At 70.2% G+C, this 24,909-nt stretch carries 28 protein-coding genes; 11 read left to right on the top strand and 17 right to left on the bottom strand.

Going from position 1 to position 24,909, the window contains the following annotated elements:
• Window positions 1-15: 15 nt before the first annotated feature.
• Complete coding sequence (locus V6S02_RS02105) at window positions 16-564, bottom strand: hypothetical protein (RefSeq protein ID WP_336399687.1); 549 nt, start codon at window positions 562-564, stop codon at window positions 16-18.
• On the opposite strand from V6S02_RS02105, the gene V6S02_RS02100 reads away from it, so the two are divergent.
• From V6S02_RS02100 to V6S02_RS02090, 3 genes are all read left to right on the top strand, one after another.
• Entirely contained in the window at window positions 491-910 is a 420-nt protein-coding gene (locus V6S02_RS02100) for a TetR/AcrR family transcriptional regulator C-terminal domain-containing protein (RefSeq protein WP_336399686.1), read from the top strand. The two genes, V6S02_RS02105 and V6S02_RS02100, sit on opposite strands and share 74 nt — an antisense overlap.
• A gap of 98 nt (window positions 911-1,008) precedes the next feature.
• On the top strand, window positions 1,009-1,560 hold the full coding sequence (locus tag V6S02_RS02095; RefSeq protein ID WP_336399685.1) for a dihydrofolate reductase family protein: 552 nt from the start codon (window positions 1,009-1,011) through the stop codon (window positions 1,558-1,560).
• Window positions 1,561-1,647: 87 nt separating this feature from the next.
• On the top strand, window positions 1,648-3,024 hold the full coding sequence (locus V6S02_RS02090) for an HNH endonuclease signature motif containing protein (RefSeq protein WP_336399684.1): 1,377 nt from the start codon (window positions 1,648-1,650) through the stop codon (window positions 3,022-3,024).
• Between the two features lie 109 nt (window positions 3,025-3,133).
• Here V6S02_RS02090 and V6S02_RS02085 read toward each other — a convergent pair whose 3' ends face one another.
• Together V6S02_RS02085 and V6S02_RS02080 are read right to left on the bottom strand one after the other, a co-directional pair.
• Window positions 3,134-3,670, bottom strand: a complete 537-nt coding sequence (locus V6S02_RS02085; protein ID WP_336399683.1) for a putative immunity protein — start codon at window positions 3,668-3,670, stop codon at window positions 3,134-3,136.
• A gap of 3 nt (window positions 3,671-3,673) precedes the next feature.
• On the bottom strand, window positions 3,674-4,120 hold the full coding sequence (locus tag V6S02_RS02080; protein ID WP_336399682.1) for a DUF6194 family protein: 447 nt from the start codon (window positions 4,118-4,120) through the stop codon (window positions 3,674-3,676).
• 61 nt (window positions 4,121-4,181) lie between these two features.
• Between V6S02_RS02080 and V6S02_RS02075 the strand changes: the two genes are divergently transcribed.
• Entirely contained in the window at window positions 4,182-4,910 is a 729-nt protein-coding gene (locus V6S02_RS02075) for a MerR family transcriptional regulator (RefSeq protein WP_336399681.1), read from the top strand.
• A gap of 146 nt (window positions 4,911-5,056) precedes the next feature.
• Here V6S02_RS02075 and V6S02_RS02070 read toward each other — a convergent pair whose 3' ends face one another.
• The 3 genes from V6S02_RS02070 to V6S02_RS02060 all read right to left on the bottom strand — a co-directional run bounded on the left by V6S02_RS02070 (window position 5,057) and on the right by V6S02_RS02060 (window position 9,044).
• On the bottom strand, window positions 5,057-7,072 hold the full coding sequence (locus tag V6S02_RS02070; protein ID WP_336399680.1) for an iron ABC transporter permease: 2,016 nt from the start codon (window positions 7,070-7,072) through the stop codon (window positions 5,057-5,059).
• Window positions 7,069-8,106 carry an iron-siderophore ABC transporter substrate-binding protein gene (locus V6S02_RS02065; RefSeq protein WP_124292563.1) on the bottom strand — a complete coding sequence of 346 codons (1,038 nt, stop codon included), beginning with the start codon at window positions 8,104-8,106 and terminating at the stop codon, window positions 7,069-7,071. Before V6S02_RS02065 ends, V6S02_RS02070 begins: the two co-directional genes overlap by 4 nt.
• A 77-nt stretch (window positions 8,107-8,183) precedes the next feature.
• Window positions 8,184-9,044 carry an ABC transporter ATP-binding protein gene (locus V6S02_RS02060; protein ID WP_336399679.1) on the bottom strand — a complete coding sequence of 287 codons (861 nt, stop codon included), beginning with the start codon at window positions 9,042-9,044 and terminating at the stop codon, window positions 8,184-8,186.
• A 164-nt stretch (window positions 9,045-9,208) separates the two neighbouring features.
• Here V6S02_RS02060 and V6S02_RS02055 point away from each other — a divergent pair, with 164 nt between their 5' ends.
• Entirely contained in the window at window positions 9,209-9,814 is a 606-nt protein-coding gene (locus V6S02_RS02055; protein ID WP_336399678.1) for a hypothetical protein, read from the top strand.
• Window positions 9,814-10,011: a DUF6186 family protein gene (locus V6S02_RS02050; RefSeq protein ID WP_336399677.1), complete on the top strand. Its 198-nt coding sequence runs from the start codon at window positions 9,814-9,816 to the stop codon at window positions 10,009-10,011. Before V6S02_RS02055 ends, V6S02_RS02050 begins: the two co-directional genes overlap by 1 nt.
• 4 nt (window positions 10,012-10,015) lie before the next feature.
• Here V6S02_RS02050 and V6S02_RS02045 read toward each other — a convergent pair whose 3' ends face one another.
• The gene (locus tag V6S02_RS02045) at window positions 10,016-11,086 is read right to left on the bottom strand and encodes a spore photoproduct lyase family protein (RefSeq protein ID WP_336399676.1); all 1,071 of its coding nucleotides are present in this window, start codon (window positions 11,084-11,086) and stop codon (window positions 10,016-10,018) included.
• A gap of 138 nt (window positions 11,087-11,224) precedes the next feature.
• On the opposite strand from V6S02_RS02045, the gene V6S02_RS02040 reads away from it, so the two are divergent.
• Complete coding sequence (locus tag V6S02_RS02040) at window positions 11,225-12,616, top strand: HNH endonuclease signature motif containing protein (RefSeq protein ID WP_336399675.1); 1,392 nt, start codon at window positions 11,225-11,227, stop codon at window positions 12,614-12,616.
• A 69-nt stretch (window positions 12,617-12,685) separates the two neighbouring features.
• Here the strand turns inward: V6S02_RS02040 and V6S02_RS02035 are convergent, their stop codons facing one another.
• On the bottom strand, window positions 12,686-13,141 hold the full coding sequence (locus V6S02_RS02035; protein WP_336399674.1) for a VOC family protein: 456 nt from the start codon (window positions 13,139-13,141) through the stop codon (window positions 12,686-12,688).
• Window positions 13,142-13,241: 100 nt separating this feature from the next.
• Between V6S02_RS02035 and V6S02_RS02030 the strand changes: the two genes are divergently transcribed.
• Window positions 13,242-14,207: a helix-turn-helix transcriptional regulator gene (locus V6S02_RS02030; RefSeq protein ID WP_336399673.1), complete on the top strand. Its 966-nt coding sequence runs from the start codon at window positions 13,242-13,244 to the stop codon at window positions 14,205-14,207.
• A gap of 206 nt (window positions 14,208-14,413) precedes the next feature.
• The gene (locus V6S02_RS02025) at window positions 14,414-15,577 is read left to right on the top strand and encodes a GTPase family protein (protein WP_336399672.1); all 1,164 of its coding nucleotides are present in this window, start codon (window positions 14,414-14,416) and stop codon (window positions 15,575-15,577) included.
• On the opposite strand, the gene V6S02_RS02020 is transcribed toward V6S02_RS02025, so the two are convergent.
• Entirely contained in the window at window positions 15,574-16,197 is a 624-nt protein-coding gene (locus V6S02_RS02020) for a hypothetical protein (protein WP_336399671.1), read from the bottom strand. The genes V6S02_RS02025 and V6S02_RS02020 overlap by 4 nt on opposite strands.
• Before the next feature lie 65 nt (window positions 16,198-16,262).
• Between V6S02_RS02020 and V6S02_RS02015 the strand changes: the two genes are divergently transcribed.
• A complete protein-coding gene (locus tag V6S02_RS02015; RefSeq protein ID WP_336399670.1) occupies window positions 16,263-17,135 on the top strand; it encodes a CHAD domain-containing protein in 873 nt (290 codons plus the stop codon).
• A gap of 2 nt (window positions 17,136-17,137) precedes the next feature.
• Here the strand turns inward: V6S02_RS02015 and V6S02_RS02010 are convergent, their stop codons facing one another.
• The 6 genes from V6S02_RS02010 to V6S02_RS01985 form a co-directional block, all read right to left on the bottom strand.
• Complete coding sequence (locus V6S02_RS02010; RefSeq protein ID WP_336399669.1) at window positions 17,138-18,016, bottom strand: LLM class flavin-dependent oxidoreductase; 879 nt, start codon at window positions 18,014-18,016, stop codon at window positions 17,138-17,140.
• Between the two features lie 30 nt (window positions 18,017-18,046).
• Window positions 18,047-18,736: a glycosyltransferase gene (locus tag V6S02_RS02005; RefSeq protein ID WP_336399668.1), complete on the bottom strand. Its 690-nt coding sequence runs from the start codon at window positions 18,734-18,736 to the stop codon at window positions 18,047-18,049.
• Window positions 18,733-20,115, bottom strand: a complete 1,383-nt coding sequence (locus tag V6S02_RS02000; protein WP_336399667.1) for a bifunctional PIG-L family deacetylase/class I SAM-dependent methyltransferase — start codon at window positions 20,113-20,115, stop codon at window positions 18,733-18,735. The genes V6S02_RS02005 and V6S02_RS02000 overlap by 4 nt, the downstream gene beginning before the upstream one ends.
• Window positions 20,112-21,143 (bottom strand): acyl-CoA dehydrogenase, encoded by a 1,032-nt coding sequence (locus V6S02_RS01995; protein WP_336399666.1) that lies wholly within the window; start codon window positions 21,141-21,143, stop codon window positions 20,112-20,114. The genes V6S02_RS02000 and V6S02_RS01995 overlap by 4 nt, the downstream gene beginning before the upstream one ends.
• 81 nt (window positions 21,144-21,224) lie before the next feature.
• Window positions 21,225-21,740, bottom strand: coding sequence for a hypothetical protein (locus V6S02_RS01990; protein WP_124294145.1), 516 nt, complete (start codon window positions 21,738-21,740; stop codon window positions 21,225-21,227).
• Window positions 21,740-22,558 carry an alpha/beta fold hydrolase gene (locus tag V6S02_RS01985; protein WP_336399665.1) on the bottom strand — a complete coding sequence of 273 codons (819 nt, stop codon included), beginning with the start codon at window positions 22,556-22,558 and terminating at the stop codon, window positions 21,740-21,742. The genes V6S02_RS01990 and V6S02_RS01985 overlap by 1 nt, the downstream gene beginning before the upstream one ends.
• Window positions 22,559-22,613: 55 nt before the next feature.
• On the opposite strand from V6S02_RS01985, the gene V6S02_RS01980 reads away from it, so the two are divergent.
• Window positions 22,614-23,897 carry a CoA transferase gene (locus V6S02_RS01980; protein WP_336399664.1) on the top strand — a complete coding sequence of 428 codons (1,284 nt, stop codon included), beginning with the start codon at window positions 22,614-22,616 and terminating at the stop codon, window positions 23,895-23,897.
• A 59-nt stretch (window positions 23,898-23,956) separates the two neighbouring features.
• Here V6S02_RS01980 and V6S02_RS01975 read toward each other — a convergent pair whose 3' ends face one another.
• On the bottom strand, window positions 23,957-24,466 hold the full coding sequence (locus V6S02_RS01975; RefSeq protein WP_336399663.1) for a hypothetical protein: 510 nt from the start codon (window positions 24,464-24,466) through the stop codon (window positions 23,957-23,959).
• A gap of 23 nt (window positions 24,467-24,489) precedes the next feature.
• The gene (locus V6S02_RS01970; RefSeq protein ID WP_336399662.1) at window positions 24,490-24,825 is read right to left on the bottom strand and encodes a hypothetical protein; all 336 of its coding nucleotides are present in this window, start codon (window positions 24,823-24,825) and stop codon (window positions 24,490-24,492) included.
• Between the last annotated feature and the right edge of the window lie 84 nt (window positions 24,826-24,909).

Here is a 24,909-nt window from a genome sequence, read left to right as displayed (position 1 = left end):
GCCGGTCCGCGCCGCTCAGGCGTCCGACCGGGCCGACAGCGGCCGCGCGTGCTGCAGCGCCCAGTCGAGGGCGTAGTCGGCGACGGCCTCCCATCCGGGTTCGCCGCAGGTCCAGTGGCCGCGTCCCTCGAACTCGTAGTAGTCCGTCAGCGCAGGGGACTTGCCCCAGTGCTTGGCGTTGGACTTGTTCACCGCCGGGGGCATGATGTGGTCGATGCTCCCCCCGATGAAGAGCAGCGGCGCGCGGTCGACCGAGTAGTCCACCCACGTCTCCTGGTGCCCGGGCTGGAAGTTCGCCAGCAACCCGTAGGCCCACACCCAGTTGCCCGGTGCCGGGATCGCGTAGCGCTCCCACGCGGCATCCGATTCCTCCCGGCTGAGAGCGTTGGCGAACGCGTAGTGCCACTCCTCCTTCGTGAAGCCGACGGCGCGACGGAAGTTCGCGGGATTCTTCAGCGCCGGGAAGAGCGATCGCGCCTGCGACAGCGGCGTGACCCGTACCCCCTCGGTCGGTGCGGAGTCGATCGCGAACCCTGCGGCCCCGAGCCCGCGGGCGAGAAGCATTTGGGTGAGAAGCCCGCGCGACCCCGCCGTCGTCGGGCTCCGCAGAGTGCTGATCGCCGAACAGCCTCGGCACCCGTCACTTGCCGCAACCTGGCGTTCGGCGACAGTTGATGCGACCGTCGAGGAACTGACCGCCCACTTCACGGCCCTCCAACGGCGCGGCCTGCTGCGCACCTTCCCTGCGGCGAGCGTCGCAAGGCAATTTCTCTGGATGTTGATCGGCGATGCACTCGACGTCGGACTCCTCGACCCCTCAGCTCGGCTACCCCCCGCGCGTTCCACGGCGGAGAACGCGGTGAAGATGCTGCTGGCGGCGTACCAGATCAGCGCGGAGGAGCGCGCCTGACTCAGGGAGACCCGTGCCAACGGGGCGAACGACAAGAGAAAGACCCGCTCGGCGCCCCCGCTCTCGACGCCGATGTTCACGCCGTATACATTGGGGCTGTGCCCAGCGTCATCCTCTACGCATCGATATCACTCGACGGGTTCGCCGCTGGCCCCGATGGCGATGTGTCGGTGTTGCACGGGTGGGCGTTCGGAGATTCGTCGATGCAGATGCACCCGCAGGTGACCGGCGAGTTCTTCGCGGCAGGAGCGGTCGTCTTCGGCGCCCGGACGCTCCGTGCCGGCGATGCCGCGTGGGGCGACGATGCGATCTTCTCGATGCCCGTCTTCATCCCCACGCATGAGCGCCGCGAACCGGTGACGAGAAACGGGGCACTCTTCACGTTCGCCCCGTCGGCCGCCCAAGCCCTGCACCTGGCACGGGACGCGGCCCGCGAACGAGACGTCTATGTGATGGGGAGCCCCACCGTTGCACGACAGCTCTTCGATGCCCACGCTATCGATGAGATGGAGCTCGCCATCACGGGGGTGGTTCTCGGCGCCGGAATCAAGCTCTTCGATGAGCTCGCCGACATACCGATCCGGATGACGCCGACGCGCGTCATCCCGTCTCGAGGGATCACCCACGTCAGGTATCGGGTGGAGCGATGACGGGGGAATGACGGCGCGCGCTCGCAGAGGCATCCGGCCCGCCGTCGTTCGAAACACAATGTCGGAGGATGGTGCCATCATTCATACATGCGTTCGAACCCGCGGCTCACCCTCCTCAGCGAGGAGGACCGGTCTGAGCTGACGGGTGTGCTGACGCGGGTGGAGGCTGCGCAGGTGGCGTTGGCGGCGGCGGAGGCGGAGCAGACGCGTGCGTTGGCGGAGGCGGGGGCGTTCGCGGCACGATTGGCGGAGGGGTCGACCGCGGTGGTGCGGGACAGGGACATGGCGCTGCGGGGTGTGGCAGCGGAGATCGCGGCCGCGGTGCGACTGTCGGACCGGTCGGTTCAGCGCCAGATCGACACCGCGCACGCGCTGGTGAACGACTACCCCGCGACGGTGCACTGCCTCGAGAAGGGGCTGATCACGCGGGCGCATGTCGCGGTGGTGGAGGATGTCGGGCGACGCCTGCCGCCGGAGGTGAAGGGTGAGTTCGATCAGCTCGCGGCGGAGATCTGTCTCGACGAGACCCCGGGGCGTGCGCGGGCGGATCTGGAGATCCTCGCCGAACGGATGCACCCCCGGACGCTCACGGAGCGGCACGCGGGGGCGTTCCGCGAACGGAAGATCACCCGGTACACGATCGGTGACGGGATGTCAGAGCTGCGGTCGGTGCACTCCACGGCGCTGGTGGAGGGGATCTTCCAGCGGATCACCGATCAGGCGAACGAGGTCATCGCCTCTCGGGAACCGGGAGCCGGTGACACCCGGTCTCTGGACGAGGTCCGCGCCGACCTGTTCGCCGACATGCTCCTCACCGCTGTCCCGAGCCTGGACCCCACCGGTCACGGCGACCTTCCGGGCCGGCTGGGGACGATCACCGCGAAAGTGCAGGTCGTCATCCCCGTCATGGCGCTCATGGGTCAGAGTGACGTCCCGTGCGATCTCGCCGGGGTGGGACCGATCGACGCGGACACCGCCCGGCTTCTCGCGGGGAACACCGACGGGACGTGGGAGCGGCTGCTCGTCCATCCGATCACCGGGTTGACGATGGCGGTGGATCAGTACCGGCCGACCGGGGCGATGATGCGGTTCCTCAAAGGCCGGGACAAGCACTGCCGGTGGCCAGGATGCCGGATGCCCGCCCGCACCTGCGAGGTCGACCACAACCACGACGCCGCCCTCGGTGGAAGAACCGAGATCTGCAACCTGTCCTGCCTGTGCCAACGGCATCACAGCATGAAACAGTTCACCGCCTGGAAAGTGAAGCAACTCGACGGCGGGGTCATCGAGTGGACCTCCCCCACCGGAAGGGTCTACACCGACAACCCACCCGGCCACGGGGTGCACTTCTCACCGGAAGAGGATCTCCCCGACGACCTTTGGGTGAAATGGACCACCCCCGGCACCGAATTCCGCATCCTCGACGAACCCGTCGACGACCCACATGCGCCAGCACCCTTCTGACCGCGACGCGCTCGCGCCTCTCGTTCGACGTCACGCGGCCGTCTACCGGGTCGGCCACGTGGCCCGGGCCACCGCAGGCTTCGCCGCTCCTCGGCACAGGTGTCCTGGATCACCGAGGACTCAGTGCTGCCTGGATCTGCCGGATGTGCGCTGCGAGATCACCGCGGGCAAGCAGGCCACTGCCGAGCGGCCCTGCCGCGTCGGCGCCGAGCGGAGGCAACCGACGAAGAGCCGCTCGCGCGTCGGGTGCGACAGCGGCGAGCTGCCAGCGGATCTCATCGGCAGCGGCATACGGACGATCTGCCGCCGCCAGTCGCACTGCCCGCACGGCGTAAGCCGCCGCGCCGAGCGCGTGCGCGCCCATGTGCGCCACTCCGGCCGCCTGCCCAGCCGCGCGGGCTGCGGCGACCGCAGCCGGATCGGCGAGTCCGCCCGCGGCACGCCCCGCCTCGAAGCGGCGCCGGATCTCGCCCGCCGCATCCAGCTCGCCGCGCGCGAAAGCACGGGTCCGCGCGATCGCACCGCGGGGCCGCGGATCATCGGGCGCTACACGCTCGAACAGCGGCAGCACGCGCTCGGCGCAATCCGCCGCCCACGCTGCGACCAGGCGGCGGTCGATCTCACTCAGAGTCTGCGGCGAGGGCACGCCTCAGCTCCCGGACAAGCGACGGTTCGCGCGGGCCCGCGCGGCAGCATGCGCGTCACGAAGCAGAGCGATCACGCGGTCGGAGGTCATCGGACCCGGGTTGACGACAGACACCCAGCCCGCGTCGCCGTAGAGCGGGTGCGGCACGAAGGCATCCTTCGTCCTGGGCTCCGCGCCGGCATCCGTCAGCATCCCCACCTGATCACGACCGACGTGGATGTTCACGCGGAAGCGATCGGGCTCGTCGAGCCGAGACGCCACATCGTCGGGGTAGTTCTTCGTCACGATGGTCGCGTACGGCTGCGTGCGCTCGGGCATCACGCCATCTGGTGCGTAGTAGAGGAACACATCGCCCCAGGCGAGCTCGGGCATTCCGCTCCCCTCGTCGGGGATGACCACGAGCACGCCGTCGAAGGCTCGGACGGCGTCGACGATCTCTTGAATCTCCATCTCTCCATCGTGAGCTTGATGTGCTTGTGTGGACTTCTCGGCGAAAGGTGCAGTCACAGAGGTGCGAAACCCTCAAGAGCGATTCGTCACGACCGCGGCAGCCGGCCGACAGGTGGGCTACTCCACGCAGCAGGTTCGGGACCTGGAGCGGCTCGGCGTCATCCCTGTCGCTGAGCGCGGAGAGAACGGCTATCGGCGCTACGGGCCCTCTCACATCCTCGCGCTCCGCGCCTATCGCGCACTGGCCGCCGCGATCGGACCCGTCCCTGCGCGCCGGCTGATGCCCGCGCTGATCCACGACCCGATCGAAACAGCCGCCGAACGCATCGACGACCTCCACGTCGACCTCGCGCGATCACGCGGACATCTCCGAGAGGCCCTCCGAGGCCTGGACGCCGTCCTCGCAGACCGCGCTGCGGTGTTCGACGAGCGCGATGCGATGACGATCGGCGAACTGGCCGACGCGCTCGGCGTCCGCACCTCGGCGCTCCGCCACTGGGAAGAGGAGGGCCTGATCGCCCCCGATCGCAGCGCGAGATCGGGCGCTCGTCGATACGGGGCGCGAGCCGTCAGCGAGGCGCGGATCGTCGCGGCGCTGCGAAGCGGCGGGTACCCATTGCCGCCCATCGCGCGGGTGCTCGGGCAGCTCCGTACGGACGGGATGACCGATGACACCCGTGCTCTGCTGGAGGAGCGACTGGCCGATCTCACCCGCCGGAGCGTGGCGCTGCTGGAAGCGGCGGGGTACCTTCACGAGCTGCTGCGCGATCGGGCGACCCGGCAGCCCTAGCCGGCGGCGGCGGGGTCGGTCCGCGCGCCGGAAGATGAACGTCCCGAGCACCACGCGATAGACCAGGACGTCCACCAGATCGATCGGACGGATCCGCAGGACGTGAGTGTATCGACGTGCTCTCCCGGCCGGAACGGGACCACCCGTCAGGCGTCGCGCGACCGCCACAGCAGCCAGACGAAGTACGGCGCACCGATGAGCGCGACGACCAGGCCCGCCGGCAGCTGCGCCGGGGCGATGACGGTGCGACCCAGGGTGTCGGCGACGCCGACCAGGACGGCGCCGAGCAGCACGGCGACCGGAATCGACCGACCGTGTTTTGCGCCGACGAGCGCCCGCGCGGCGTGGGGCGCGACCAGCCCCACGAACCCGATGACGCCCACCGCGACGACGCCGAGCGCCGCGAGCACCGCCGCTGTCACGAGCAGCGCGAGGCGCGTGCGCTCGAGGCGGATGCCGACGAGCTTCGGGGTGTCCTCATCCATGGCGAGGATGTCGAGGTCGCGGCGGCGCGCGAGCGCGAAGGGCAGGGCGATCGCCAGCACGATCGCGAGCGGGACCACCTGCTCCCAGATGCGCCCGTATGTGGTGCCCGACAGCCACGTGTAGATGCGCGGGGTGTCCCACGGGTTCGCGCGCAGGAGCACGAAGGTGGTCAGCGCCACTGCGCCGTACGAGACGCCGATGCCGATCAGGATGAACCGGTCGGCGCTCAGCCCACCGCGCCAGGCCAGCGCGTAGACCAGCCCGAACGCCAGCAGCCCCCCGACGACGGCGGCCACCAGCATCCCGAGATTGCTCGCCGTCGCACTCGTGACGACCAGCACGGCACCCAGGCCCGCGCCCCCGGTGATGCCGAGGAGGCCGGGTTCAGCGAGCGGGTTACGGCTGACCGCCTGCGTGATGCTTCCCGACAGACCGAGCGCAGCGCCCGCGACGACGGCGGCGACGACGCGCGGAGCGCGCTCATCCAACGCGAACGCCACGAGCGGCGGGGCGGAGTCGGTGAGCCACAGCACGATGTCGCCGGTGAGAAGGCGCGTGCTGCCCAGCAGCAACCCGGCGAGGACCGTCGCGCCCAGCACGAGCGCCGAGACGGCGACGACCACGACGAAGCGTCGCTGTGTGCGCACGCCGATACGCATCGTCGGGGGCCGGCGCGTGGGACCCGAGTCGCGGAGGCGCCGCGCCATCAGCACGAGCACGATCGCCCCGAACACCGTTGTCGCCACGCCCGTCGGAACGGCGATCGCGTCCTCCGCGCCGATGAGCGCGCGCAGCAGAGCGTCGGCGAGGATGACGACGATCGCGCCGATCAGTCCCGACAGCGGGATCAGCAGCAGGTGCCGCCCGAGCGCCGGCACTACCCGCACGAGCAGCCGCGCGAGCACGGGGGCGCAGAGGCCGACGAATCCGATCGGGCCGGCGAGGGTGACGGCGGTCGCGGTGAGGAGCACCGAGATGAGGATGCCGGCAACCCGCGTCGAACGGATCGGCACCCCGAGCGACGAGGCGGTGTCATCGCCCAGAGCGAGCACGTCGAGGCGGCGAGAGAGCACGAGGGCGAGGATCACCGCGACGACGACGACCGGCGCCGCCCGAAGGAAGGCCTCGAGCCCGAGCTGCGAGAGGCTGCCGCTCCCCCACGCGAGCAGGCCCTTCGTCTCCTCGGAGAACAGGACGAGCAGCGCCGACGTCCCGGCCTGGAAGGCCAGCGCGAGCGCTGAGCCGGCGAGCACGAGACGCGTGGTCGAGGTGCCCGCACCCCCGGCGAGGCCGAGGACGATCACAGCGGCGACGAGCCCGCCCACGAACGCGACGACGCCCGACGCCCAGATCGGCACGACGATGCCGAACGCCGCGATGGCGGTGACGGCGAGGTACGACCCGGCCGTGACGCCGAGGGTGTCGGGCGAAGCGAGGGCGTTGCGCGAGAGAGACTGCATCAGGAGCCCCGCAACCCCCAGCGCGACGCCGACGGCGACCCCCGCTGCCAGACGCGGGATGCGCGACCCCCAGAGCACGTCCGGGTCGGCGAAGATCGCGCCGCTCGTCCCCTGGGTGAGGTGCCACCCCGCCGAGAGGACGAGCACCACGAAGAGCGCGGCGAGCACGCCGAGCGCTACCCCTGTCGAGGAGCGCTCGGCGATGCGCGTGCTCACTGCGTGATGGCGGCGACGTACGCGTCGATGATCTGCTCGGCCGAGCGCGGTCCTCCGAAGGTCCAGATGCCGGCGGGGAACGCGGCGATTCGGCCCTCGGCGACGGCCGGGATCGACGCCCACGCCGGGTTCGACTCGGCCGCGTCGATGAAGCTCTCCGACTCGGGGTCTTCGGTGCCGGTGTAGAAGAGGTGCGCGCCGCCCACCGTGGTCATGCCCTCGATATCGGTCTGACCGAGGCCGTAGGCGGGGTCGACCTCGCCGGTCCAGGCGTTGGTCAGGCCCAGTTCTTCGCCGAGCTCGCCGACGAGCGACCCCTGTCCGAACGGGCGGATCGAGACGTTGCCGCCGTCGACCCAGCCGTCGAAGTAGACGAAGTCGGTGACCTCGGGGCTTGCGCCCTCGACCTCGGCCTTGGCGTCGGCGAGGTGCTGCTCGAACTCCTCGGTGACGACCTGGGCGCGCTCCTCGCGGCCGGTCGCCTCGGCGATGAGACCGAAGGTGTCGAGCATCTGCGCGATCGGGTCTTCGGCGTTCGCGCCGACGGTGGCGAGCACGGGCACGCCGTACTCCTCGAGCTGCGCGATGATCGCGTCATCCCGGGTGTAGGCCTCGACGACGACGAGGTCGGGCTCGGTGGCGAAGAGCGCGTCGAGGTTCGGCTCCTGGCGGGTGCCGACGCTCTCGACGCTCTCAGGCAGTTCCTCCGCGGAGTTCCAGGTGCGGTATCCGTCGGCGTCGGCCACGGCGACCGGGGTGAGGCAGAGGCTCAGCACGTCTTCGATCTGCTGCCACTCCAGCACCGCGACCCGCTCGGCAGGCTGGTCGAGGGTGACGGTGCGACCGAAGGCATCGGTCAGCTCGACCGGGCCGGTCGAGGTCGTTGTGGTGTCGTCGGCGCAGCCCTCGCTCGTCGAGGTCGCGGGTGCGGCGCTGCCCTCGGCCGCCGGAGTGGTCTGCGTCGTACCGCAGCCGGTGAGCGCGAGGGCGAGGGCGGCCGCTCCGGCGAGGGCGGCGAGGGGCTTCTTGGTCATGACGAACTCCATCGATGAAGGGTGCGGTGAGAGAGAAGAACGGATGCCGGGGCGCGACGCTTTCGCCGCGGCCGACGTCAGGCGGAAACGGCGTGCAGGTGGGCGCGACTGCGGGCCTTGGCCCGTGCGTGGTGGCGTCCACGCGGTATCACCCGGACGCGCCCCGTTGCGGCATCCAGTTCTGTATCGATGGCGAACTCGTAGACCTCGGTGAGGTTCGCAGCCGTCAGCACCTCGGCGGGCGAGCCCGTCGCGTGAACCCGTCCGCGGCTCATGAGCACGACCTCGTCGGCGATGAGCGCGGCATGGTCGAGGTCGTGGAGCACGACGCCGACGGCGGTGCCGTGATCAGCGAGATCGCAGATGAGATCGAGGGTCTCGACCTGGTAGCGCAGGTCGAGGTGGTTGGTGGGCTCATCGAGGAGAAGGATGCCGGTGCCCTGCGCGAGCGCGGTGGCCAGCCACACGCGCTGCAGCTCGCCCCCCGAGAGCTCGTCGACGGGGCGGTGCTCCATCGTGAGGAGGCCGGTGAGGCGCAGCGCATGGTCGATCGCGGCGCGGTCGGCGTCGCTGAGCCCGGCGAAACGGCTGCGATGCGGGTGGCGTCCGTGGGCGACGATGTCGCGCACCTCGAGACCCGAAGGGTGAGGGCGCGACTGCGAGAGCATGGCGACAGCCTTGGCGAACTCCTTGGCCGAGAGCGATGCGGCGTCGCGGGAGCCATCGGGGCCGTTGAGGTGGACGGCGCCGCCGTCGATGCGGTGGAGGCGTGCGAGCGCGCGGAGTGCGGTGGACTTGCCGCTGCCGTTCGGACCGATGAGCGCGGTGACGACGCCGGGACGGAGATGGAGCGACACGTCGTGCACCACTCGGGTGCGACCGTAGCCGAGGGCCAGCGCGTCGCCGCGCAGCTCGCTCGCCGGCTTCGTGTTCTCCATTGTGGTCCTCACGTTAGGTGAGCCTAACCTAGGGTCGCGAACGGTTCAAACGGATTTCTCTCGACGGTGAGACAAGGCCGCAGGACCAACGCCCCTTTCCCTCCGGGATGAATCCGACACGGTGAAATCGCCGGCCGGCAGCGCTCGAGCGAGGAGGGGCCGCCATGACCACCAGGGCGACGCCGACTGCGACGACCCGCTCCCTATCGCCGTTGGCATGGCTGTGGTGCGCATCCCTCGTGCTTGCATCGGCCTTCCAGCTGTTCCGGGGTGCCTACGTCGACGCCGGCATCTTCGCAGCCGCCGCGATCGGGCTCGTCGCGGCCGAACGCACCGGGTTCGACGGCTCGCAGAGCGCGTCGATCACCCCGGTGCGGTCGAGGATACGCGTCATCCTTCTATGCAGCCTTGTTGCCTGCGGTGTGCTGCTCGCGCTGCCGCTGACCACGCTCGTGCATATCGGGGCGATGTCGCTGCTCGCCGTCATCGCGGTGTTCGCCATCGCCAGCGGGGTCGTGCGACGGCCACCCCGCGATGCGCCGCTCCGCCGAACGGAGATCGGCTGGGCGGCCCTGCTCGTTCTCCTCTGCCTCTGGGAGGTCACCGCGTTCTTCCTGGCGACATCCGGTCCGGCGGCGGCCACCGAGCATCCGACGATCTCGGCGCTCGTCACACCCGTTGTCGAATCGGATGTCGGACGCGTGGCCTTCACCGCCGTCTGGCTGTTTGCGGGTGGCACGCTGCTCCTGCGCCGATCGAAGAGCGACTGATGCGCGAGGCGACGATCGCGGGGTACCTGCTCCTCGTGTGCGGGGCGGTGGCGATGACCACGCTTCCCCGCGTGCGTCCGCATGGGTTCGCGCCCGCGACATCCGTCCTCGACGACACCCTCGCGTCGATGCCCGCCCGCATCACCGTCATCACCTTCTGGTGGTGGCTCGGGTGGCACTTTCTGATCGGATCGTGACGCATCAGAATGCGTAGCGCACGCGGCAGTACGGGAGCCTCTCGGCGATGAGCGCCTCGAGCTGGGCCACCGCCGCGCTCTTCAGGCCGTAGCGATACCGAACGTTGACGGCGCCGTTCTGCGAGAGCTTCGGTTCCTGAGTCTCGGGGGTCCACAGCAGCTCCTCAGCCTTCGGGTGCCATCCGAGATTCACGTCGTGAAGCTGCTCGTTGTGGGTGAGGAAGATCACCTCGCAGGCGAGCTGGGCCTTCGCGCGGGAGTGCAGTGTCTCATCGAGCTCATCGAAGAGAGCAGTCCACTCCTCCACCCAGCCGGGCGTGAGGATGACGGGCGAGAAGTTCACGTGCACCTCGAAACCGGCGTCGACGAAGTCGTTGATCGCGGCGATGCGCTCGCTCATCGGGGACGTGCGGATGTCGGTGACCTTCGCGACCGCGTGCGGCATCAGGGAGAAGCGCACGCGGACCCGCCCGGAGGGATCCCAGTCGAGCAGATCGCGGTTGACGAACTTCGTGGCGAAGGACGCCTTCGCCGTCGGTGTCATCCGGAACAACTCGCAGAGGTCGCGAACGTTCTCGCTGAGCATCGCGTCGACCGAGCAGTCGCTGTTCTCGCCGATGTCGTACACCCAGGCGTCAGGGTCGCACTGGTTGGGCGTGGCCTTCTCGCCCTGCTTGGCGATGTGACGCGCGAGGTGACGGGTGATCTGGTCGATGTTGGCGAAGACTGTGACGGGGTTGCTGTATCCCTTGCGGCGCGGCACGTAGCAATAGGCGCAGGCCATCGTGCATCCGTTCGCCGTGGACGGCGCGATGAAGTCGGCCGACCGGCCATTCGGGCGGGTGACGACGCTCTTCTTCACGCCGACGACGAGCGCCTCGGTCTTGATGCGCACCCAGCGGGCGACGTTGGCCTCGTCGCCGTGCACCTCGGGGATCTGCCAGTGAGAGGCGATCGGCACGATCTCGGCGTCAGGCCAACGCGAGACGATGTCCTGGCCGCGCGGCAGTTCGAGTGCAGCGTCCTCCGCGTAGATGCGGCTGATCTGCAGCAGGGGCGCGGCGGTCTTCGGCATCGCTCCTCTCTACTCGGGGGGTCGGACATGGAGGCGGTGTGAGTGATCTGGGGTCGCGCCGGATGGATGGGAATGGGTATCAACCTGGGGTTGAAGGTTTCGATGACGAATGTCGGAGGTGGGTGCCAGCATTCATACATGCGTTCGAACCCGCGGCTCACCCTCCTCAGTGACGAGGACCGGTCTGAGCTGACCGGGATCCTCGCCGAGGTTGAGGAGGCGCAGAGTCTGCTGGCAGCGGCCGAGGCGGCACAGACCCGGGTGCTCGCGAAAGCGGGGGCGTTCGCGGCGCGGCTGGCGGAGGGGTCGACCGCGGTGGTGCGGGACCGGGATATGGCGCTGCGGGGTGTGGCGGCGGAGATCGCGGCCGCGGTGCGGTTGTCGGACCGGTCGGTGCAGCGCCAGATCGACAGTTCTTTCGCGTTGGTGAACGACTACCCCGCGACGGTGCACTGCTGGGAGAAAGGGCTGATCACCCGCTCGCACGTGGCGGTGGTCGAGGATGTCGGGCGGCGCCTGCCGCCGGAGGTGAAGGGTGAGTTCGATCAGCTCGCGGCGGAGATCTGCCTCGACGAGACCCCGGGCCGTGCGCGGGCAGACTTGGAGATCCTCGCGGAACGGATGCACCCCCGGTCGTTGACGGAGCGGCATGCGGGGGCGTTTCGGGAGCGGAAGATCGTCCGCTATACGATCGGGGACGGGATGTCGGAACTGCGCGCGGTGCAGTCCACGGTGCTGATCGAGGGGATCTTCCAACGCATCACCGACGAAGCCACCGCGGTCATCACCGCCCGCGAACCGCAGCCGGGCGATGATGTGGCGCCGGACACCCGGTCCCTCGACGAGGTCCGCGCCGACGTGTTCGCCGACATGCTCCTCACCTCCGTACCGAGCCTCAACCCGACCGGCTCTGGTGACCTACCGGGAGGGTTGGGCGCGATCACCGCGAAGGTGCAGGTCGTCATCCCCATCATGGCCCTCATGGGGCAAAGCGATGTCCCGTGCGATCTTGCCGGGGTCGGGCCGATCGATGCCGAGACGGCGCGGTTGCTTGCGGGGAACAGTGACGGGATGTGGGAGCGACTCCTCACCCATCCGGTCACCGGGTTGACGATGGCAGTGGATCAGTACCGCCCGACCGGGGCGATGGTCCGGTTCCTCAAGGGCCGCGACAAGCACTGCCGGTGGCCGGGATGCCGGATGCCCGCCCGCACCTGCGAAGTCGACCACAATCACGACGCCGCCCTCGGCGGCAGAACCGAGATCTGCAACCTGTCCTGCCTGTGCCAACGACACCACAGCATGAAACAGTTCACCGCATGGAAAGTGAAACAACTCCCCGGCGGCGTCATCGAATGGACCTCCCCCACCGGCAGGATCTACACCGACAACCCACCGGGCCACGGGGTGCACTTCTCACCGGAAGAGGATCTCCCCGACGACCTGTGGGTGAAATGGACCACCTTCACCGGCGAATTCCGCATCACCGACGAACCCGCTGACAACCCCCACGAACCCGCACCCTTCTGAGGTCGAACCGGCGCGGCAGGTGACGCGACGACTCGACCCCAGCGGCCGGGCCCGGGGTACGGGGACCACTCAGATCGTGGTGACGTTCAGGCTCCAGGTCACGCCGAAGCGGTCGGTGAGCATGCCGAATCCGGCGCTCCACGCCGATGCGGCCAGCGGTTCGACGATCGCGGCTCCGGCGGACAGCTTCTCCCAGAAGCCCTGCAGTTCATCGAAGCTGTCGGAGCCGATGGACACGAACATCGCCTGATCGGTGAGGGTGGTGTTGTCCTCACGGCGAGTGGAGCCTCCGCCGGCGATCGAACCCCCGGTGCGACCCGGGATGTCGTAGGCCATGAGCCGGAAGCCGTTCTCGGCGGTGACGAGACCGAAGACGACCTTGTCCGCGCCGGGCACCGCAGACGGCATCCCAAAATCGGCATAGCTGTTGATGACGACGTGACCGCCGAAGACGGACTGGTAGAACTCCAGCGCCGCGCGCGCGTCGCCGCAGAAATTCAGGTGGGTGGTGGTCTGGATCGACATGCCTACTCCTCAGGGGTGGTGCCTGGCCTCGCGCCGGCGACATCCAGCCTTGCAACCGTGTAGGTCAGTTTCCGGCCTAGATGCGAACTAATCTCGACCCATGCCCCCCACGACGACCGCTCGGCTACTTCGCCTCCTGTCGCTGTTGCAGACCGGTCGCGAATGGCCCGGCTCCGTCCTCGCCGAGCGACTCGAGATCGCGCCCCGCACCGTCCGCCGCGACGTCGAGCGCCTTCGGGAGATGGGCTACAACATCGAAGCGACGATGGGGCCGATCGGGGGCTACCGCCTGGATGCCGGCAGCGAACTCCCACCCCTCCTGTTCGACGACGATCAGGTCGTCGCGCTCGCGATCGCCCTTCAGACGGCGACGGGCACCGGTGCCGGGATCGACGAAGCGGCGCTTCGGGCCCTCGCCACCCTCCGTCAGGTGATGCCCTCTCGGCTGCGCCATCGGCTGAACGCGCTCGACTTCACTGTGATCCCGCGCCGCCCTGGCACCACGACACTCGACACGGTCTCGCCGGAGGTCCTCATCGCGCTGTCGTCCGCTGTCCGCCTTCGACACGTGGTCCGGTTCGACTACCGCGATCACCTCCGCCGGGTCGAACCGCACCATCTCGTGTCGGCCGAGAGCCGTTGGTACCTCGTGGGGTGGGATCTCGAGCACGGGGACTGGCGCATCTTCCGCGCCGACCTCATCGAACCCCGCACCCCCACGGGTCCGCGCTTCGCGCCGCGCGACCTTCCCGAGCGCGATGTCGCCACCTTCGTGGCCGCCCGGTTCAAGGGTTCCGAGCAGGGCGACCAGTGGCCGCGCGTCGGAAAGGTCATCCTCCACCGACCCGCCCGAGATGTTCTCCCCTTCGCGGGCGACGCCATCGTGGAAGACCTCGGCCATGACCGGTGCAGCATCGAAGTCGGCTCCTGGTCGTGGATCGCCCTCGCCGCATCTCTCAACCGATTCGACACCGAGATCGAGGTGCTCTTCCCGGCGGAGCTCACCGAGGCCTTCCGAACGCTGGCCGCCCGGAACGCCGCGACAGCGCGTTCGTGGCGCGAATGAAGCGTCGCCGTCGTCATCTCCGGAGTCCCGGCACCGGCAAATCGGCCGTCGCGCCCCCTGGCGCCGCGCGAGCGCGGTGGCGGGGGCCGCACGAGCGGATCGCTGCGTCAGCGTCGATCGCCGCGGTCGCGGCATCCGCTCTCCATCGCTTGGAATCAGCCGAGCCGCACACGCCGTAGAGTCCGTTCGCGCGTAGGGTTTCGAGCATGGCCGCCGACCCGCCCGTAAAGAAGCCGCAGATCGACCAGCGGCCGTTCCTCGAGGCGACCTCCGAAGCGAAGGCGCGGTACGGCCGCTTCAACCTGGCGGTCATCGGCAACACCGGCGTCGGCAAGTCGTCGCTGGTCAATGCGGTCTTCCAGCGCGACTGGGCCGCGGTCGGCAAAGGCCTGCCCGTCACCAAGGGCGTGCGGTATTACCACGACGACTCCCTCGGCATCTGGGACATCGAAGGCTTCGAGATCGGCTCCGCGGTCCCGCCGCGTGAACAGCTCCGCGACCACCTGAAGACCATCGAGCAGCACCCGCGCAACGAGCAGATCGCCGTGGTCTGGTACTGCGTGAAGGCCAACGACGACCGGCTCACACGCGCCGACATCGAGATGATCCAGGAGCTGGATGCCCGCGGTCTGCCGGTGATCCTCGTGCTGACGAAGGTCGACTGGGAACGCAACGCACTCAAGGGGAGCCGGCGTCCGACGAAGGGCACCCGGGAGTTCATCGAGTGGCTCGAGAACCCCGTCGACGAAAGCGGCCGGCCCATCACGATCCCCTTCGCCCGGGTCATGCCCACCTCCACGCGCGAGAAAGACGGAAAGGGCACGGGCCACGGGCTCGGTGATCTCGTCGCGGAGACCCTCGCGCTGTCGCCCGCCGACGCGAAGGATGCGTTTCGCATCGCCCAGCGACTCAACCTCCCCTGGAAACGCGAGATGGCCCGGCCCATCATCACCGGCGCCGCAGGGCTCGCCGCCGGCGTCGCGGCGACGCCGATTCCCGTCGGTGACGCGCTGGCCCTGGCGCCGATCCAGCTCGGGATGATGGGGCGCATCGCCGCCATCTACGACCTCGAGCTGAAGACGATGATGTCGGCCGGTGCGCTCGCCCAGCTCGGCGTGCAGATCTCCGGCCAGGCGCTCGCGTGCAGCTTCCTGAAACTCATCCCCGGCGCCGGCAATGCCGTGAACGCCAGCGTCGCTGCCGCGCTCACGGTCGCGATGGGCGAGGGATGGATGCGCCTGTGCGAACAGGTCCACACCGGCAAGCTCGACCTCGCCAAGGTCGGGGATGCCTGGGGCGAATACGTTCCCGGAGCGCTCGACGTCGTGCGAAAGATGGCCGAGCAGCGGGTCGGGAAGAAGAAGCTCTAGCGAACGGCGGCGTCGGCGGGTCGCATCCGGATCCCCGACGACTTCAGCTCCAGCGCCGCGAGCTGCGCGAGGACGGCGGGGTCGCCGCGGCGCCACGCTCCCGAGGCGTCGGCGTGCACCGCCGCCAGACTCGTGAGCTTCTGGTTCGCCAGCGCGCGCAGCGCGAGCAGGTCCACGCCCGCGCCGCTGCGAAGCACGACTCTCGCCCGCCGCGCACGCCGGATGAAGCGCATGCGAGGCAGCAGCCAGATGGCCAGCACGAGCATCGTCGGAATCAGGGCGATCCCCAGTCCCAGCGTCAGCGCCAGCTGCTGCACGAGCGCCTGCTGACTCTCGCCCGCCTGCTCGAGCGCCGTCCCCGCCGAACTCGCACCGTCGAACGGCGCACGGACGGTTCCGCCGATGAGCGGGATGCCGGCGAGCTGATCGCCGATGTCGGTCATCGACTCCTGGAACCCGCTCCCCGCCCGCTGCATGTCGACGCCGAACGAGGCGAGGGCCGCGACGGCGGAGTACACGGCGATGCCGAACCAGATCCAGAGGATGATCGCGGCGAGCGCGAGCGTATCGGCGATGATCTGGCGCGTTCGCTGCGGCGCGAAGTCAGAATAGAGTTTCACGGCCCCACCCTGGCATGCGTACAGGAAAACGCGGGGCGGGGCGGTGTCGATCGAGGGAGATACGCATGCCGACAGCCGGAGAGGTGCTCACCCCGACGGCATGCGCGCACATCGCGGCCATCCTGCACAACGACCCCCGTGCCCGGCTCGACGAACCCGGCGGAGTGCATCAGATGCGCGTCGCGACGCGCCGCCTGCGAAGCCTGCTGCAGACCTTCGCGCCGATGTTCCGAGCCGAGGAGGTCGCGCCCCTTCGCACCGAACTGAAATGGCTCGCCGGCGAGCTCGGTGTCGCGCGCGACGCCGAGGTGATGCAGGCGGAGATCGCCACGGCGATCCGTGACGAGGACGCGCCGGCGGACGCCGGCGCCGGCATCGAAGCGAAGATGGATGACGCCCATCGGGCGGCGCACGCGCGGCTGTGCGGCGCGCTGGACTCCGACCGCTACCACCGGCTCGTCCTCGATCTGGATCGCTTCGTCGACGATCCTCCGCTGAGCGCCAAGGCCGGTAAACGCGCTCGACGCGTGCTGCCCCGACGGGTCGACAAGGCCTTCGCCCGCGTGCGGTCCGCCGTCGCGCACGCCCGCGAGGCGGACACACCGCAGGAACGCGACCGTGCGCTCCACGACGCGAGGAAGGCGGCGAAGCGCGCCCGATACGCCGGGGAAGCGTTGACGGAGGCCTTCGGAGAACCCGCGGCTCTCTTCGCGTCGCGGATGGAGGACGTGCAGGAGCAGCTCGGTGAGTATCAGGACAGCGTGGTCATGCGCGCGCGACTGCGCGAGTTGGCGGCCGCCGAGACGACGCCGACGACCGCATTCCTCTACGGCCGCCTCGATGCCCGCGAAGAGCGGCGGGGGGAGCTTGCGCTCGAACGCTTCGATGGGGCGTGGGAGGCGGCGAACGAGGAGTCGGTGACAGCCTGGACGCACTGACCTCAGGAGAAGCGTGACGCGGCCTCGACGAGCACGTCTTCACTGCCGGCGTAGATGCCGTCGGGCCGCGGCCAGTGCGTGATGACATCGGTGAACCCGAGGGAGGCGGCGCGGCCGGCGGCGTCTTCGAACTTCTGCACGCTCTCGAGGAAGTACGTGCTCTCGGAGTCGAGCGACAGGTACCGATCGAGCGTCTGCGGGTCGCGTCCCTGAGTGGCGAGGGCGTCGTCGAGACGTGCGCCCAGGGCGGCGATCGCCCGCCACCACTCCTCCTCGGGCTTGCCCTCGGGCCCCGTCGTCACCCACGCATCACCGCGCTCGGCTACCAACGCCAACCCCTTGGGTCCGTTCGCCGCGAGGATGAGGGGCACGCGCGGATGCTGCGCGGGCTCCCCCACCATCCGTGCGTTGTGGGCGGTGTACCAGTCGCCGTCGAAGCTGATCCCACCCGACCCGGGCGTTTCGAAGCGGAGCAGCTCATCGAGCGCGGCGACGAACTCGACGTAGCGTTCGTGGCGCTGACGGGGCGTGTACTCGGGCTGGCCGAGGACGAAGGCGTCGAACCCGGTGCCGCCGGATCCGACGCCCAGCAGCATCCGTCCGCCCGAGATCTCATCGACGGTCGCCACCTCTTTGGCGAAGGGCACCGGATGCCGGAAATTCGGCGACGCCACGAAGGTGCCGAGCCTGATCGTCGTGGTCGCAAGAGCCGCGGCCGTCAGCGTCGGAATCGTCGCATGCCAGGGCTGGGCGGCGAGCGAGCGCCACGAGAGGTGGTCGTAGGTCCAGGCGTGGTCGAAGCCGAGGTGTTCGGCGGCTTCCCACTTGCGGCGGGCCTCGGCCCAGGGCTCCTGCGGGAGGATGACGATGCCGTGGCGCATGAGCCCGAGTGTAGGAGGCAGAGCGCAGGGTCAGGCGAACTGCGCCGCGGTGGCGCGGACGAAGGCGGCGTAACCGCCGGGCGTCCGCCCCTCGACGCGGCCCGACGTGGTCACCTCGGCGGCATCGCTCGCCGTGACGATCGCGCCGAGCGCCCGCGCCGTCTCGACGAGCCGGACGTCTTCATGCTCGGGCACGTCGGTGAACCCTCCCGCGGCGCGGTACACACTCCCCCGCACCCCGAGGTTGGCGCCGTGGGTGTTCCCAGCCGGTCGACCACGGTGGTGAGTCGCTCGCCAATACGCGACGTGTGCCGGCGCGAGGTCGGCGAAGTCGGGCCGCACGGTACCGAGCACGATGTCGGAACCGGCGCGCATCAGCGCGAGCTGGTGGGTGAGCCAGTTCACGGGCACCGCCGAGTCGGCGTCGGTGTTCGCGATCCACACGTCGGCGAGGTCGACCGAGTCGAGCAGGCGGAGCGCCTCGGCGACTCCCGCTCGGCGGGCGGCGCCCACCCGTGCGGCCGTGACCGCGACCGTCGTCACCTCGAACTCGGCGGCGATGGCGGACGACCGGTCAGTGCAGGCATCCAGCACCAGGACGACCTCCACGCGCGCCCCCACCCCCTCGGCGGCGGCGACCGCGACAGCGAGCGACTCCAGGCAGCCCGCCAGCAGCTCCTCCTCGTCGTGGACGGGAACGACCACTGCCACGGCGGTCACAGCATGCCCGTCTCGCGCGCGACCGACGGCGCCGGCGGACGCGCGAACACCTCGAGCAGGAAATCGTCCTCCTCGTGCCGCACCACCACCGCGAGATCCTGCTGGGTGCGAAGTGCGATGTGGACCCCGTCGCCACTCACGGGATTGGTGTCGACCGGATGCCGCCAGTGGCATGCGACGAGGTGCCCGTCGGGCCGGAGCGAGGCGATCGCCTGCGCGATGGCACGTTCGAGGTCAGGGGCGTCCCAGAAGTAGCCGACCTCCGACATCACGATCAGGTCGAACGTGCCCGCCGGCCATTCCGCCGGAAGCGTCGCCCGCACGAGCTCGACGTTCTCGCGCTCGCCCAGCCGACCGCGCGCGGTCTCGAGCGCCGCCTCGGCGAAGTCGACGGCGACGAGTTCGTCGCACCGTTCGGCGAGCTGCGCGGTCAGCACCCCGGTCGCACTCCCGAGCTCGACCGCCCGCGCGTACTGTGGCCGCGGCAGCGACGCGAGCAGCACGGCGCGCTTGCGCTCCTCGTACCAGCGGGTCTCGAATCCCCAGGGGTCGGGGCGCCGGGCGTAGAGATCGGCGAAGTGCTCTTCCGGCGTCGACCCGTGCCACGATTCGTCGCGTGCCGGATCGTCGTCGACGCGGATGAGGGTCTCGAAGCCGCGGGTGAAGTGTCGCAGCATCCGTCCGCTCACGATCGCCTCGTCGCCGGGCGCGGCAGACAGCGCCGCTGTCTGGCTGCGGTGGGCGCCGAGCGCCTCGGTCTTCGCCCGGCGGGCCTCGGCATCCAGAGGCACCAGTTCGATGTGACCCCACGGCGGATCATCCGCCGTACCCCAGTGCCAGAGCCAGATCGGGTAGGCCCGGTATCGAACGCCCAGGTGACGGGCGACGGCGTGCGCGGCTTCGCCGGCGATGCGGTGGTCGCGGTGGCCGTCGCCGGTCCATGGTGAGACGACGAGCGTACGCGAGCGCGGTGAGCCGACCGTCCGCACGAGCGCCTCGATCTCGCCGGTGAGACGCGTCTGCACCGCATCGAGGCCACCGTCGGTGTGGCCGAGGAAGGCCACGGATGCTGCGGGGCAGACCTTGTCCAGCGCTTCGCGCACTTCGCCGCGGCGCACCGAACGCAGGTCGTCGGGCGTGTGGGTGGGTGAGGCGGGGTGGGAGTTCTCGCCGTCGGTCGCGACGACGACGATCACGCGACCGCCACCCGCGGCGACGGTGTGCATGAGCCCGGCGACCCCGAGCGTCTCGTCGTCGGGGTGCGCCGAGACGACGACGAGGGCGTCGACGTCGAGGTCGGCGTTCGGCAGCCGACGCGCGTCGAACGCGGCCTGCCAGCGCTCCTCGTCGGTGCCGGCATCGAGGTGGCTGAAGGTCACCACGGCTGCTCCGATGCCGTGAGGTCGCGCCCCATCCGCGCCGCGTCGCGCGCGCCGTGGTGCTGGCGGAGGTAGAGGTGCAGATCGGCCACGCGCCGCGCATGCGTCTCGTCGGCGACGAGCGGCAGCGGGCCGAGCGCGAGGTCGGCGGTCTCGAGCGCGGTCGTGGCCGCGCGGGCGGTGACGGTGCGGGCCCGGTTCGCCAGCAGCCCTGCGTCGGCACGCGGACCGGCCGAGAAGACGTCGGCGGTCTCGGCGAGCACCGCGCGTGCCGCCCACAGCGCCGCATCGGCGTCGCCCAGATGCTGATGGGCGATCTGGTCGGCGCGCTCGGTGCTCGCCGCGGCACGGAGCGCCGGCAGCAGCCCCATCGCCCCACCCCACCACGCTGCCGCGACCCCCACGCCGCCGTGCGCGAAGCCCGGGCGGCGCAGGTACCAGCCGTCGTCGCCGACCGGTTCGGCCGGGGTACCCGAGAAGTCGACCGGGGCACTGACGACCTGCGACAGGCCGCGGGCATGCCACGGACCTGCGTGCGCAGTCACGGTGTCGTGACGCAGCGGCACGGCGAAGAGCCGCCGACGTTCGTCGTCGACCCAGGCGGTCACGAGGGCGTGCGAGAGCGAGCCGGCGAGCGAGCACCACGGTTTGGTTCCGCGGAGCGTCCAGCCCGTGGCATCCCGTTCGGCCGTCAGCCGCGTGCCGGCGCCTTCAGCGGCGAAGACGCCCCAGGTCGCGGCGGCGTCCGGCTCGACGCCCGCCTCGTCGAGGATGGCGAGTGCGTCGAGGTGCGGTTCGAGGATGCGCGCGGCGCCGACATCGAGGAACGCGGCGCCGGCGAGGAGCTGCCAGCGGTCGGTGAGCGAGGCGTCGCGGGGCAACGTCCGTCCGACCTCGGCCGCCCACGCGAGGGTCACGGGCACGTCGACACCGAACCCGTCGATCACCGCCGCAGCGGCGAGCACCTCCTCGACCCACTCCGCCGGCTCGACGAACAGCGACAGGCGCGGCGGCTGTGATGACGTCATCTGGTGCGATCCTCCGAGACCAGTGTGACGGGGCGACCGTTATCGCGGCCTCGGGGTTGTCGCGTGGACGCCGCCCTGCTATCAGCCGGCTGCCGCGGGCGAGGCGCTGCTCCGTGCGGCGCGGAATCCGATCGCCGCGATCGAGGCGAGGAAGGCGACGAGCGCCAACGCGCTGGCGGCCATCAGGGGTGCCGCCCATGGCGAGTAGTCCGCGCCGCTGATGGCGAAGGTGTCAGCCAGGTTCATTCCCGGTGAGAAACTCGCGACGAACTCGGCGGGGGCGCCGAGCACCAGAATTCCGAGATAGCCCACGACGACCCACTCCGGCTCGTTCCTGAGGAGGATCTGACCGAGCACGAGCAGGATGAGCGCGAGGACGGGACCGACGGCGAGGATCGCCGGAACCACGAACCTGTCGATCGAACCCTGGGACAGTTCGGTCTGACGCCAGATCTCTTCCAGCGGCAGGCCCGGGACGGCGGCGAGCGGGTTCAGCACCATGATGTGGATGTAGGCCCACGCGGCGTACAGCGTCACCACCACCGTCCCGATGATGGAGATGGCGAGCGTGAGCCGGCGGCGAGGATCAGACGTCATCAGCCGGCGACCTGCTCGGTGAGCCACTCGCGCAGCAGGCCGAGGAACGGCTGCGGATACTCGACGCTCGGCATGTGCGCCGTTCCGGGGAAGACGTGGAGTGATGCGCCGGTGACGGCTTCGGCGAGATGCTCTGCCTGCGCCCGCGCGGCGGACGTGTCGTGCTCGCCCACGATGAACAGGGCGGGCACCGTGATCTCGGCGAGGCGCCCGTACGCGCGCGGCTCCATCGGCACGGGCCGGGGATCGCCGTCGAGCAGCGGCTTGTTCGCATCGCCCAGCTCGCGCAGCCGCTGGAGGAAGAGCGGGTCGACGTCGGCCGTTTCGCGCGTCGGGCCGACACCCCAGGAGAGGGCTTCGAGCTCGACGAGGAGATCCCAATCGCGCGCCTCCTCGGCCTGTTCGATCGAATGCTGCAGCTCCTCCTCGCGTCGGGTCGGTTCCACATCCGGGAACCCGCCCGGACCCGACCCGATCGTCACGAGACCCGCGACGCGGTCGGGGTGCTCGAGAGCGGTGTCGATGGCGACCGCACCCCCGTACGACGCCCCGATGAAGATCGCCTGCTCCACGCCGGCGGCATCGAGGACGGCGACCGCGTCGTCACGGTTGGAGTACTCCACATCGTCGGAGGGGCTGTTGCCGAACCAGCGAAGGTCGTACCGGATGACGCGGAAATCGCGCTGCAGGTCGGCCCACAGCGGATCCCACATCGCCGAGGTCGCGATGCCGGCGTGGAGGAAGAGGAGCGCGGGCGCGGCGTCAGGTCCGGCGGCCTCCCAGAAGAGGCGGGCACCGTTGTGGCGGAGAGTCGGCATGGGGACACCGTACCCACCACTGTCCGGTCGAGCGATGTGATGCTTCACTACCGGCATGACACTCGGAGCTGTGGGCGGGCAGGTGGCCGACGCACTCGGCTTCGGCGAGCAGGCGCGGGAACTCGTGGCCGAGCCGACCGGCGCATTCCCGTGGGGCGCGCACCTGCCGGTCGGCACCCTGGCGACCGACAGCGTCGCACTGGCATCGCTCGCGATCGCACTCCTCCGGGGCAACCCGTCGCCGGTGCGCGTGGACCGGGCGCGGGTGGCGGCATCCTTCGGCAGCGAGAAGGTGCTGCGCATCCACGGCGCCGCGCCGTCGGCGTGGGCCCCGCTGTCGGGCTTCTGGCGCGCTCGCGACGGATGGGTCCGCACGCACGCAAACTACCCGCACCACGAGCGGGCGCTCCGCCGGCTGCTCGGTCTCGGAGCAGACGCGGAGACGGATGCCGCAGCGGCGGCCATCGCGGCACGAACGGCCGCCGACCTCGAAGACCGCGCCGCCGAGATCGGTGCGATCGTCGGACGTGTGCGGGCTCCCGAAGAGTGGCGAGAGTACGAGCAGGGACGGATCGTCGCGACGTCGCCGATCGTGGAGCGGCGGCGGATCGGCGATGCGGCACCACGGCCCGAGGGTTTCCGGGTGCTCGACCTGACGCGGGTGATCGCAGGGCCCATCGCCACGCGCGACCTCGCACTCGCCGGCGCGGAGGTGCTGCGCGTCGACTCCCCTGCCCTGCCCGAGGCGGGGTGGATCCACCTCGACACCGGGCAGGGGAAGCGTTCGACTCTGCTCGACCTTCGACAGGCCGGTGATCACGCGACCTTCGAGCGCCTGCTGTCCCGCGCGCACGTCGTGGTCACCGGCTACCGGCCGGGGGCATTGGCGCGGTTCGGTCTCGAACCCGAAGACCTCGCCGCGCGGCATCCGGGACTCGTGACCGCCTCGGTCTCGGCGTGGGGAACCGACGGACCCTGGGCGGCGCGACGCGGATTCGACAGCATCGTGCAGGCGGTGAGCGGCATCGCGATGGTGGAGAGTCCCGACGGCGAGACGCCTGGCGCGCTCCCCGTCCAGGCCCTCGATCACGCGACCGGGCACTTCCTCGCCGCGGGCATCGTGCGGGCACTCGGCGCTCAGCGGAGGGAAGGCGGGTCGACCGACATCCGCATGTCTCTCGCCCGCACCGCTCACGCGCTGCTGACCTCGACAGACCCGGCGACCGAGGCGGCCGCGCTCGTCACCGCACCTCCGCCGCTGGCGTTCCCGGGCGCGCCCGAGCATTACCCCGTCGTCGGTGGCGAGTGGGGGGCGGATGCGGCGGAGTGGCTGGGCTGATCGCCGGAGCTCGGGGGAACGGTGATGCGCATCACGGTCTTGCTCCTGCCGATGTGCTGTCACGTGGCCGGGCGCCCATCCCCTTCGCCGGAGGGCTCCAACCCTCGCTCAGCAGGCGGCACGGCGGAAGGGACGGCACGCTCGGCCCGTGAGAAGGCGACGCGGCACACGAGGATTCCGAGGACGAACAGCCCGACGACCGACAGGACGTAGAGGGCGTAGACCGACATCACCCAGAAGAGCGGCCATCCCTCCGGCGCGGTGCGTCCGTCGCTGAGACCCGTGGCCTGCGAGACGAGGTCGGTCGCGAAGAAGGTGACGATGGTCGCGGCGGTGAGGATGCCGGCGGCCACCCTCAGCCGTCGGAGGATCACCGTCGCAAGCACGAGGAGGAGCGCTCCGGCGACGACGACGAAGAACAATTCGCCCGGAATCAGGAAATCGAAGAGGAAGCGGCCCGACCCCACAGCGAAGATGACCCCGAGAACGAGCGGCGCCAGCAGGGGGAAGCCTGTGAGGACCGTTCCCGCGACGGCGCTCACTCGCGCGGTGAGGGTTCCCCAGAGCATGACTGGCGTCCTCTCCGGGCGGCTCAGCCGAGAACGAGCATCAGGATGCCGCTGACGATGTTGATCACGAGGAAACCCCCGACGGCAGCCGCGCCGATGACGAACGGGAGCCAGGCGCCGTCGATACCGGCCCGCGTCTCGCGGGTGGCGACGAACGCCGTGAGCCCGAGAGGGGCGGCGAAGACCGCCCCGGCAGCCACCAGCACGAGCGCCATCACCCACCAGGGAGGAGTCGCCGAGGGCGCATCACCGCCGGCGAGCAGGGAGGCAAGGCCCTCGCCGACGATGAACGCGAGCGCCAGAGAGGGCACGAGGAGGAGGAGTGACCACCAGCCCGCGCGACGTGGGTGTGGCGTCATCGGCGCCGTCGCAGCGTGACCGTGTCCGGGCATCCCTCCCCCTCGCGCAAGGATCGTCGACGCGGCACCCCCATGCCCCCGTTG

Origin of the sequence: Microbacterium sp. CCNWLW134, assembly GCF_037083565.1 — a bacterium.
In the GTDB taxonomy this organism is placed as follows: Bacteria; Actinomycetota; Actinomycetes; order Actinomycetales; family Microbacteriaceae; genus Microbacterium.
Note: the sequence above shows the minus strand (reverse complement) of the source record. Positions and strands in the feature narration are given on the sequence as shown.